Origin of the sequence: Desulfobacter curvatus DSM 3379 (genome assembly GCF_000373985.1) — a bacterium.
GTDB classification, from domain to species: Bacteria; Desulfobacterota; Desulfobacteria; order Desulfobacterales; family Desulfobacteraceae; genus Desulfobacter; species Desulfobacter curvatus.
The window spans coordinates 48,105-59,298 of sequence record NZ_KB893079.1 but is presented as its reverse complement, the minus strand read 5'-3'; the positions used below and the strand labels follow the sequence as shown (position 1 = coordinate 59,298).

The 11,194-nt window shown below is 45.0% G+C and carries 8 protein-coding genes; 4 read left to right on the top strand and 4 right to left on the bottom strand.

Going from position 1 to position 11,194, the window contains the following annotated elements:
- Positions 1-6 precede the first annotated feature (6 nt).
- Both B147_RS32200 and B147_RS0118355 read right to left on the bottom strand, forming a co-directional pair.
- Positions 7-207: a heavy-metal-associated domain-containing protein gene (locus tag B147_RS32200; protein ID WP_020588668.1), complete on the bottom strand. Its 201-nt coding sequence runs from the start codon at positions 205-207 to the stop codon at positions 7-9.
- A gap of 204 nt (positions 208-411) precedes the next feature.
- Positions 412-1,110, bottom strand: a complete 699-nt coding sequence (locus B147_RS0118355) for a cytochrome c biogenesis CcdA family protein (protein WP_020588667.1) — start codon at positions 1,108-1,110, stop codon at positions 412-414.
- Positions 1,111-1,451: 341 nt separating this feature from the next.
- Here B147_RS0118355 and B147_RS28855 point away from each other — a divergent pair, with 341 nt between their 5' ends.
- From B147_RS28855 to B147_RS0118335, 4 genes are all read left to right on the top strand, one after another.
- Positions 1,452-2,039, top strand: a complete 588-nt coding sequence (locus B147_RS28855) for a rhodanese-like domain-containing protein (protein WP_020588666.1) — start codon at positions 1,452-1,454, stop codon at positions 2,037-2,039.
- A gap of 29 nt (positions 2,040-2,068) precedes the next feature.
- Complete coding sequence (locus tag B147_RS0118345) at positions 2,069-2,869, top strand: NAD(+)--dinitrogen-reductase ADP-D-ribosyltransferase (RefSeq protein ID WP_020588665.1); 801 nt, start codon at positions 2,069-2,071, stop codon at positions 2,867-2,869.
- Positions 2,870-2,882: 13 nt separating this feature from the next.
- Positions 2,883-3,803, top strand: coding sequence for an ADP-ribosyl-[dinitrogen reductase] hydrolase (draG, locus tag B147_RS0118340; protein ID WP_020588664.1), 921 nt, complete (start codon positions 2,883-2,885; stop codon positions 3,801-3,803).
- Between the two features lie 111 nt (positions 3,804-3,914).
- Positions 3,915-4,577: a fumarylacetoacetate hydrolase family protein gene (locus tag B147_RS0118335; RefSeq protein ID WP_020588663.1), complete on the top strand. Its 663-nt coding sequence runs from the start codon at positions 3,915-3,917 to the stop codon at positions 4,575-4,577.
- Positions 4,578-4,642: 65 nt separating this feature from the next.
- Here B147_RS0118335 and B147_RS0118330 read toward each other — a convergent pair whose 3' ends face one another.
- Positions 4,643-5,224, bottom strand: coding sequence for a response regulator (locus tag B147_RS0118330; protein WP_020588662.1), 582 nt, complete (start codon positions 5,222-5,224; stop codon positions 4,643-4,645).
- Complete coding sequence (locus tag B147_RS0118325) at positions 5,217-11,003, bottom strand: AAA family ATPase (protein WP_020588661.1); 5,787 nt, start codon at positions 11,001-11,003, stop codon at positions 5,217-5,219. The genes B147_RS0118330 and B147_RS0118325 overlap by 8 nt, the downstream gene beginning before the upstream one ends.
- Positions 11,004-11,194 lie beyond the last annotated feature (191 nt).

Genomic DNA, 11,194 nt, shown 5'->3' with positions numbered 1-11,194 from the left:
GGCGCCTCATATTTCCTTAGCCGTGAACCCAAATTCAGAGAGATCCTTAATCACCGTGCCCATATCCACATCGCCTAGGGTATCAAAATCAGCCTTTTTTCCTTCAAGGTCCACGGAAACATCCGTTCCAAGGGTTTCCAGATATTTTTTTACCCGGTTGACGCAATGCTGGCAGGACATTCCTTCGATACTTAAATGTTTTTTCATATGATTCTCCTTTCCAAAAGTTGTCGATTGTTGGCTTGAGCATACATTTACATACTTAAAGTTAAAAACGATAGATTTTATGTCAATATGTTATGCTGAATAAAGTTTGTCAAAACTTATATTAAAATTCAAGGGAGATTCCTGATGCGGCGTAAGGTAAAATCATATATGTGACGGCGGTCGCCGCCGTGCCCATGACTGAATTTAAAAGGCTGCCAGGAGCCGGAATTTGTCAAAGATCAAGAGCAGACCAATGACAATGAGCAGTGCGCCTGCACATTTATTAATGATGCCCATGGCCCGGGTGGCCTTTTTCATGAAACTGAGCATGGAGTTAATGAAAATGGATATCAAAAGAAAAGGCAGGGCCATGCCCGCAGAATAGGTTGCCAGGAGCAGTACGCCTTTGAGGATGGTGTCCTGGCTGCCTGCCACAATGAGTATGCTGCCCAGCATGGGGCCTATGCAGGGGCTCCATCCCGCGCCAAAGGCCATGCCGATTAGAAATGTGCCAAACAGATGAAAGGGGGTTTCCTTGAAATGAAATTTACGTTCAAACTGCAAACTTTTTATGTTGATAATACCCAGCAGATGCAGCCCGAAGACCAGGATAATGCCGCCGCCCACATACCGTACAACCCAGGAATAACGGGCGGCAAGCCCGCCAAGAAGAGAGGCGGATGCCCCAAACAGGATAAAAATAAAGGAAAACCCGGCCACATAGGCCAGGGTGGACAGGATTACCTTTTTACGTACATCTTTGTCGTCAGCTGTCAGTTCATCTAAAGATAGTCCTGTGATAAAGCTGAAATAGGCCGGGATCAACGGCAACACACAAGGGGACAGAAAAGACAGAAGGCCTGCCGCAAAAGCTGCAGGGAATGTAATGGTCTGTGTCAGCATGGCATTGTTTCCTCTATTTTTTTATAAGCAAGTCTGATTAAAATAAGCTTTTGGGATCGGTTTTCAAGTCTGACCGCAAGTCAGATCAAGCCTTTTCAACAAATTTCAAAAGACCCCAAAACGCGACATGAGCCTTTAAATAATATCGAGACCACCTTTACCCGGATTCTAAAGTCTGATAAAACTTCGCCCCATGAATAATTGATATTCCAATTTTTAGAAACAGCCGCGGGCTGAGTTGGCCTTATCAACGCCCGGGTTCAGCCCATAACGAACGTTGAAAGATCTGTCAATGTTTTACAGACTTTCTAAGAAACATACATTATTACAGGAGGTTAAAGATGAAAAAAAGTAATTATCTCTGTATGGTTGTTGTTTTGATTATCACTTCTATGATTGCTGTAAGCTGCGCTAAAAACGTACCCTTGACCTATTCCAGTAAAAAGGAAGGCCATAAAGGTGGAGATCTAACGCCGTCCCAAGCATACAAAATGGCAACCGAAGATAATCATGTTTTTATTGTGGATGTCAGAACCCGTCCGGAGTATGTTCTGGTTGGACATCCGACTATTGCATATCATGTTCCGGTAAAATTTTGGACAGGAAAACATGCCAGCAAAGGGTACGGTATGGCAATTAATGAAAATTTTACAGAGGACCTTAAAAAACATTTCAATCCTGAAACCGATACGCTTATCTTTATGTGCAGAAGTGGCAGCCGCTCCTGTGATGCGGCAAACGTCGCGGCTTCAAATGCCAGCTGGCCGATTGATAAAATATATAACATGATGGGCGGGTTTGAAGGAGATAAAGTAAAAGACGAAAATAGTGTGTATTATGGGAAGCGTGTGCTGGGTGGTTGGAAGAATGAAGGGCTGCCATGGACGTATGAAATAGACCCAACGCTTGCTTATCCCGAGGCCGATTAAAAAATATAAAGGTTCTTATAGAATAATTCATGTCCGATTATCGTTATCAATACAGCTTGTGCAGTGTGCCGGCCTGGGTCATTGGTTCCCTGGAATTCAACGCCAATCCTACGTCGTTAAGTGTCCATGGTGTACGGACGACCCATGCCCATTTTTTCAAACAGTTGGACAACCTTTCCAGCTGGGAGGAAAGGGCAAGAATATTTCAAGATTATATGGAAGTTGCGTTTCATCTTCATCAATGGCAGGAAAAAAGTAACGTTGGTGAGCTACTCGGTATAAAACACAGCTACTTAAGATTTCTCCGGGGCTGGCTTTTTGATGCCGATTCCATTGAAGGGGCTGTTTTGAAGGGATGGGTGCAAACCCGGATGGGGTTGCCCCCAACCTATCATTGCGGCCGGATCAACGGGAAAGAGAGCGACGAGTATTTATCATATATGAAGGATCGCATGAAGGGTTCCGCGCGAACCAATGGCATATTTAACCAGCTTGATCTTCTTTATGAATTTGTTCAGTACGAGTTGAACCGCCGCGATCCCGACACCACTCACATCACCCTTTTCAGAGGTGTTCATGGGTTTTACGATCATGAACTGCTTGAATGGGATGCCAAGACGGGTAAGGGGGTGGTGCGGCTCAATAATCTAAATTCCTTTACCCATGATTTTGAGCGGGCCTGGGAATTTGGGACATTCGTTATTGAAGCCAAGGTGCCTGTTTCCAAAATTTTTTTTGATGGCGCTTTTCTTCATTCCGGGATACTAAAGGGGGAGGAGGAAGTGTTGGTCATTGGCGGTTTGTACGATATCTCCAGACGAATCATATAATAGGAAAGTCATCATGCAATCGGTTCGGGTACCTGACAGAAAGCAAATTGTGGAGAAGGCAAAAGGGGCCTTTGTCGGCCTTGCCATTGGCGATGCCTTGGGGGCAACGACCGAGTTCATGACGCCCGGGGAAATCAAATTACAATATGGTGTACATAAACAGATCATCGGGAAAGGATGGCTGTACCTCAAAGCCGGTCAAGTGACCGATGACACTGAAATGTCAATTTGTATCGCACGGGCCATTCGAAATTCCCAAGGATGGAATCTTACTGCCGTTGCCGATGAATTTGCCGATTGGGTAAAAGGCCGCCCGGTTGATGTCGGCTCCACATGTGCCAGGGGAATCAGAAATTACATTCTCCACCAAACCCTTGAAGCGGCACCAAGCCGTTGGAGTGCCGGAAACGGGGCTCTGATGCGCATGCTTCCCGTTGCCCTATATACCTTGGGAAATGACGACCTCCTTGCCCAATATGTGGTGGAGCAGGCTCATATTACGCACAATAATCCGTTGTCTGATGCGGCATGTATTTTTTTTGGCCGTCTGCTTCATGAGACCATGATGGGTGCCCAATTATTTGGTCAGCTTCTGATGCAGACCAAAGGTTTTGTGAATGAATATCCGGATTTTTGTTATGAACCGTATCCAGGTAAGAGCTCTGCCTTTGTTGTTGATACGGTGCAGACTGTTTTACATTTTTTATTTTCAACCGACAACTTTGAAGATTGCCTCGTCGGTACCGTAAACCAAGGGGGGGATGCGGATACGACCGGCGCATTGGTCGGTATGCTTGCCGGTGCGGTTTATGGGGTCGAGGGCATACCGAAGCGCTGGCTAAAACGACTGGATCCCCGTGTTTATGCTGAGGTCGATGAGCTTGCCGAATACTTGGTGGACCACTCGCCGGCGTTTTTGGCGTTGAAGGACTGATAACATTGTTTGGAAATGACGCCGAAATAACTTAACCTGGGAGCGAGGGCGTCCCGCCCGCATCTTTACTGCGGGCGGGACGCCCTCGCTCCAAAAGAACAAAAGGTAATTATGACATATCAGCATATATTTAACGACGGGTCTGTGTGCGGCCTGCCGGTGGGAAAGGTGGTTTGTGTCGGTCGCAATTATGTGGATCATATCAAGGAACTGGACAATCCCATGCCCACGGAACCAATTTTATTTATCAAACCGGCAACATCGCTGCAGTCGATCAGTCAGCCCATTGTTATTCCTGATTTTACTAAGGATTGCCACAATGAGACGGAATTAGCAGTGTTGATCGGCAAAAAGATCAGCAGGGCAAGCCGGGAAGAGGTTGAGGCCGCTGTTGCAGGTTATGGGATTGCTCTGGATTTGACCCTGCGGGATATCCAGAAATCGCTGAAAGAGAAAGGGCTGCCCTGGGAGAAGGCAAAAGCGTTCGACGGGTCCTGTCCGATCTCCCCCTTTATTGGACCTGACGACCTTGCAACCCCCCAGGATACACGGTTGAAACTGGAAGTGAATGGCCAGGTGCGCCAGGATGAAAGTACCAAGCTGATGATTAACGGGATCTTTGACTTGATTGTTTACATGTCCGGTTTTTTTACTCTGTTGCCTGGGGATGTGGTGCTTACCGGAACCCCGGCCGGTGTGGCGGGGTTGAAATCAGGTGACAAACTGGCGTTGGAACTTGACGGCCGGTTTGGCTTTTCCGCATCCGTTGCCTGAGATGGCTTTTCTTGTTCCCCATTGTAGGACGCACGTTCAAGAAACTCATTGAAATGAAAGAAGATTCAAAGCGAATCGTTTGAATCTTCTTTCATTTCAATATACCAGGCCTCTTTTCCATATAATTTGTCGCCGCAATTAGAACAAATACTATGGGTGAAAGATGAATACGAATATTTTTCAATATATGCTTCAAGGCTTTTCCAGTAACCGTTGACATCCCTGACTTTTTTACATACAGAGCAGATGGGAATAAGGTGTCTTAAATGTTTCATTTCTACATGGGTTTTGACCCGGGCCAGCAGCTCTTCGGGGATAAAGGGCTTGGAAACATAATCAACGCCGCCCACGTTGAATCCTTTTACAATATCACGGGTTTCTGTTTTTGCCGTTACAAAAATAACCGGTATGTGGCTGGTTCTTGAGTCCTTTTTCAGTTTTTCGCAAAATTTATAACCATCCATCTGCGGCATGATGACATCCAGTAAAATAAGATCCGGCAGTTTATTTTTACAAAAGGTCAATGCTTCAATACCATTATGGGCCACACCCACTTCATAATTATTGGACATTAATAAACTGCCTAAAAATTGGATGTTTTCCGTATTGTCATCAACAATCAGGATTAACGTGTTTTTATCACTCACTGGACGCCTCCAGGCTGCGGATGGATGTTTTTATAATCTTAGCATAATTGTTGAGACACGCTTGCATTTTTTTGATGTCAAAAGCGGTTAAAAGATCAAGCATATGATTGCCCATATCAGACATCTCTTGTATGTTAAACGCTTCACCAATTGTGCTGAGCATTTCACCAAGCATTTTGAAATCATTTGCGATAAAGGCATTTTTCAGGTTGTCAAAACAGGGCAATATGTCATGTTGCAGCTGCCGGTACAACAGATCCGGCTGATCAACCTGTTCCAGGGGAAGCAGCTTGTTGAATTTTTCCTTTTCAAAAGGTGTATTATCAATGATTTTATATGTCACATATTGGGAAATTACAGACAACAGTGAGCCCAGATGTAGAGGCTTTGTTAAATAACCGTCAAACCCTGAATTAAGGGCCGCTTTTTTTTCTTCTGTGGTGGGGGAGGCGGTTAAGGCGATAACAGGAATCCGGCCGGTATCCTGGCGCGTTTTTAATATGCCGGCAACCTTAAAACCATCTAACACCGTCATTTTGATATCCATGAGAATAAGTTCAGGTTGAAGTTCAATGGAAAGCAATATGGCTTCAGGTCCATTATTGGCCGTCATCACTTCCAGGTTCATTTTTGACAACGCCTCCTGGAGAAATAACCGGTTGGATTCTATTGTATCCACAACAAGAATTCTTTGCCGGTTAAATACGATGTTCTCAAGGGGGGTGGCGGATATTTCAGGTCCCGGATCCCGGGTTTTGCTTGCCTCCACATTAAAAAAACGGACCTCAAACCGGCTTCCTTGGCCGGGGGTGCTTGTGACCGATATGCTGCCTTTCATCAGCTTAACCAATCGCCGGGTGATGGCAAGGCCAAGGCCGGTCCCGCCATATTTGGCTGGGTCCTGTTTTTTTTGTTGTTCAAAGGATTGAAAAATCATTTCCTGATCCGCTGCAGGAATACCAATACCGGTATCCTGAACCGATATGGTTAATTCCAGTTTGTCTTCATTGGTTTTTTCAACATGAGAAGAAAGGGTCACCCCGCCGTTATCGGTGAATTTTACAGCGTTTCCCACAAGATTTAACAGAATCTGCCTGATCCTGATTTCATCCAGATAGAGCCGGTCCGGCAGATCCGTACAATGGGATATGACCAGTTGCAGTTTTTTTGCCTTGCATTTCATTTTAAAGATCTGTTCAATTTCCATGAATATGGTTTTCAGGTTCACCGGGGAAAAAGTGATGTCCATTTTCCCAGCCTCAATCTTGGACAGATCAAGCACATCGTTTACCAGGGTGACCAGATTTTTTCCGGCGGTTTTGATGGCGTCCAGATAGCTTTTTTGTTTGGGATCGGACACCAAAGTGGACAAAAGTTCACTGAAACCGGTTACGGCAATTAGCGGGGTGCGCAGCTCATGGCTCATGTTATTTAAAAATTCAGATTTGGCCTCATTGGCCTGATCCGCTTTTCTGCGGGCGATCTTAAGTGCTTCGTTCTGTGCAGCCAGTTCTTTGGTCCGTTCCTGGACACGCAGTTCCAATTGATTGTATATTTTTGCGTTGTTCAGTGAGATGGCGATCTGCGTGGACAACAGCCTGACCGTCTCCTGGCGGCTTGCCGTGAATATATTCTTGATTCGCCTATGTTCCAGGTAAATCACTGCAATAATTTGGGAACTGACAATTGCCGGAATCGCAATCAGGGATTTCGGCTTTACCCGGGTCAGATATGCACTTTCCGGCTGAACTGGAAACTGCTCGAGATTGGCGGGCTGACCGGTTCTAATCACGTAATTTACCATATCAACATAGAGCATCTCCCCGTGCAAGGGCAGGCTTTCCATGAAAATTTCTTTACCTTCTGTGTTTTTGAATGCTTCTACATACCAATCCTTTTTTTTAAGAATCAAAAAAACTCGTTCGGCACCGGATACCTCAAGAAGAATCTGCATCATCTGTTTTAACAATGCCCTTATATCGGTCTCCTGGGCCAGGATATTCTGGGCATTGATGACACTTAACAGATCCAGGTCATGAAACTGGGTTTCAAAATGGATATTATGGTATTTTTGCCGAAGCTGGTGACTTTTTCCTGTTGCGCCCCAGAGCTCATAATCTTGGATCGCCTTTTTAACGTAATACTCGCATAGCTCGGTGTTATCCTGTTCCTCCCAAAAAGAGGCAAATCGCTCATATATCAGGGCTTTTTCGTGTAGGAACCGGTTTTGCCTGACGGCTACAATCGCCTGGATATAACAACGGATGGCCAAAGGAAGATCATTTTTCCTTCTGGCACTTTCTGCTTCCAGAAAGTGAAATTTATGTTTGAAATTGTCGGCAGACCCCTGGCTCCATTGGTGCATCTGGTCCAATGCCCGGGTGACAATATCCCATTGTTCGTCGGCAGGATCCAGTACCGCACAGGCGCCTAACGCGGCATAGAAAAGCCCTGTCTGGGCTGAAACGAACCCGGTGATATAAAGCAGACGCGTGTTTGCTTCGCACCCAAGTGTATAGGCCTGTTTAAACGCACCACCCATATATGCAAGCTGGGTTTTATATACGAAAAACAAACTAAGGGCCATGGGATTTTTTTTATTTGTCTCAATGTAGTCCGCTTCATTGAATCCATCCTGGCGGAAATTGCATAAATCGCCATCGTCGCTCATCAATGTTTTTACCATCTGAAGAAAAGGTAAAATGATGGCGGTACCATGAAGATTTTGGGTTTTTTCATTAAACTCTATTGTTTTTTGAATTTCTGCCAGAACCTTTTGGAGGGTGTCTCCGCGCTCCCACATATATGAGACCGTATCAAAGTAGGTATATCCCGCCATCTGGATATCACCACCCTGCACCAGCAGGTGATGGGCGTCCATGGCAATTTCCAGGGCGGTATCATCTTTCATGGATTTGCACCAATGCCAGGTAAGCAGAACCAATATATGTTTGGCATTTCCCAGCGCCCGTTTATTGGCGGCGGCTACCTGCACTGCAAATTTTGCATATTGGTGTGCGGATTTGTAGTCGTTTCTGATCAGGATAAATGGCGTGGATACAATTGAAAGTGCATAGGCCATGCCCTCAAACACACCATTTTTTATGGCCAGCTGAACGGTGGCAAAGAACAGCAGGCATGAGATTCTGGGATTATAAAAAAAAGAGGCCGGCACCATGGCCATAATGATCTCGCAGATAAAGGCCATTTCATCCTTATTTTTCCGCTCAATTTTCAAAAGATCTGAAATGGTGGTCACCCCCGCCTGGGCCAACCCCAATGCCATCTCATCCAGATGCCGGTTCAGGTCATCAATACTGGGATCAATATCCAACTCAATCCCAAAGGGTTCTAAAACAGACATACCTAATTCCATAGCTTGTTTATACTTTTTGAGCATGCTGTCCTGGGAGACTTTGGCAAAATAATTTTCCCTGAGTGCCAGATGATTTTGAATCCGGGTAAGTTTTTCCGTGAAAAAGGCATCGGCCTCTTTAAACCGGCTGTTCAGGTAAAGGGCAATATGATATTGGCAGTATACGTGGTCCCGCACGGTATCGGGATGGCCCTTTCGCAGCAGAGACAGGGCTTTTTCAACATAATTCAACAGCTCATTGTATGCTGATATCTCTTTGCTTTTCATCGCGGCTTTCATGTAAATTCTGATATAGTTTTCAAAGTTACCGGATATATGCTCAAACCCTTTATCCAAATGGCCCACGAGGTTGAAAAGATCATCAGGTTGTTGGTATAGCTCATTATGCATGAGCGTGTTTGCAATGGTGAAATGTAAAAGGGGCAGTTCTTCAGGCGGATTGAGCTGGTAGCAGGCCTGCTGGATTTTATCATGGGTAAAATAGAGATGATTTTCTTTTTGGCATAATAACCCGTATTCAAAGGGCTGTTTTAGTATCCGGCGGATATCTTCCAGCCTTTTTTTTGTGACAATGGACAGCACACTAAAGTCCACATTGTGCCCCACAGCGCCTATAATTTTTATCAGATCCGTCACCTTGACAGGCAGGCGCTTCAGTCTGGTCTGCATAAGTTCCACCACGTTGCTGGAAATTTCTAATGACGAGACTTTTTTGAGATCAACCTGCCAGGTTTTATTTTTAACATCTCGGATAAAGCAGCTGTCATCTGCCATTTTGTTTAACAACTGATGGACAAAAAAGGCGTTTCCATTGGTTTTTTGACATGCGATTTTGCTTAATTCCGGGTTGGACCGGCCTAAACTGTCTGCCACAAGAGCTGAAACATCTTCCGGCCGTAAATCCGTTACTGTTATTTTGTCATACGGAATTTGAAGCGTGCCGACATCATGGAGCCATTGCCAAAAGGGGTGATGCTGATCCACTTCATTGGAGCGATAGCACAGAATCACGAGCAAAAAGCCTGCGTTGTTCTGGAGGACGGCACGCAGCACATTCAAGGAGACCAGATCTGTCCATTGAAGATCGTCCAGAAAAAGAACCAAAGGACGTTCCCGGGTGGCAATAATGTTGATGAATTTTATAAAAATATAATTAAAATGGTTTTGGGCGTTCTCCCCCATCAACGTTTCCACAGGTTTTTGTTTGCCCACAATCAGTTCAAGCCTGGGAAAGACGGATATCAGGATTTGTCCCTGATCCCCAATGGCCGTTTTAAAAGAGCTGCGAAATTCATCCAGCACCGCCTGTTTTGATAACAGCAGTATGTCAAAAAGGCTGTTAAAGGCTTCTATTAATGCGAAGTAGGGGGTGTCTTTTTTATATTGCTGAAATTTGCCTGAAATGAACCGGTACTCATGGGCTCCAAGGGATTTTTGAAACTCAAGCACAAGGGTGGACTTCCCCACGCCCGAATACCCTGAAATGCAGACCAAGCGGACTTTTCCAGCTTTAAGGGATTCAGCCGCCTTTTTCAGCCGGTCTGTTTCTTCTTTTCTGCCGTATATTTTGGCAGAGACCTTAAACTTCGGATCCATATCCATGCCAGCCGGCAGGAATTTGGGATCGGAAAAATGGTCTAAATCATATAAAATACCTTCAATGGATTTGTATCGGTTTGACGGTGCCTTCTCCAGCATTTTTTCAACGACCCTGGAGAGGTTTTCAGGGATTTGTGCATTTACAAGAGAAGGCCGGGTGGGTTGCTGGGCCACATGAAGTAGGATCAGTGCAGGCAGATCATCTGCAGTAAAGGGCAGTTTTCCGGTGAGAACCCGGTACATAAGGATGCCGAACGAATAGTAATCGCTACTGAAGGAAGGCATCCCTTCCATTCTTTCCGTACGTTCGGGTGCCATAAAAAGTGGGTTTGTCAGGTTGTCAAAGCCGGGGGAAGGTGAATCCTCCAACAGGATTGCCGGTAAAAAATTATGCAGCATGGCCTGGCCGGATTGATCAATGGTGATGTTCTCCAACGATAGGTTGTTGTAGATCACCCCGGTTTCATGAATTTTTTTAAGTATGGATAACACGGACCGGACAAAATGAATTTGTGCCTGCAGCAAATTCGGCTTCAAAGATTGATCGTTGAAATATTGGACTGCAGATAACCCTGTAAAGGGCTTTTGGACTAACAGGCTTTTTTCTTTATCTTTAAACGAATCTATGAATTGATCAACATGGCACCCTGTAAGACAGTCGGTTATTTTATGCTCATGATCCGCCATTGTTGAATTTGAATATTCATGTACGAAAAAAGTCTTTCGGCCGCATTTTGCCAAATATATTGTTTTATATTTTTCCGTTTTAAGAATTCTTAAGATCTTATATTTACCCAGCTTCATGGCGATCTTCCCGTATATTGATAGGCGTCTTTACCTGGCAACGCCTGTTGATTCCATGGCATGCAGTTTAAATCATTCAGATAATCATGTGGTTTTTATAAGAAAGTCTGGGTAAGTTACTCAGATCTTTCAAGCTTTGTTGTGGGCTATGCCTGGCAGTTGATATGTCAGGTCAGCCCATGGCTGTTATT

Coding starts and splice junctions, on each gene's coding strand:
- B147_RS0118345 (WP_020588665.1), top strand. CDS start 2,069: ATGTCCGATTATCGTTATCAATACAGCTTGTGCAGTGTGCCGGCCTGG.
- B147_RS0118325 (WP_020588661.1), bottom strand. CDS start 11,003: ATGAAGCTGGGTAAATATAAGATCTTAAGAATTCTTAAAACGGAAAAA.
- B147_RS32200 (WP_020588668.1), bottom strand. CDS start 207: ATGAAAAAACATTTAAGTATCGAAGGAATGTCCTGCCAGCATTGCGTC.
- B147_RS28855 (WP_020588666.1), top strand. CDS start 1,452: ATGAAAAAAAGTAATTATCTCTGTATGGTTGTTGTTTTGATTATCACT.
- B147_RS0118335 (WP_020588663.1), top strand. CDS start 3,915: ATGACATATCAGCATATATTTAACGACGGGTCTGTGTGCGGCCTGCCG.
- draG (WP_020588664.1), top strand. CDS start 2,883: ATGCAATCGGTTCGGGTACCTGACAGAAAGCAAATTGTGGAGAAGGCA.
- B147_RS0118355 (WP_020588667.1), bottom strand. CDS start 1,110: ATGCTGACACAGACCATTACATTCCCTGCAGCTTTTGCGGCAGGCCTT.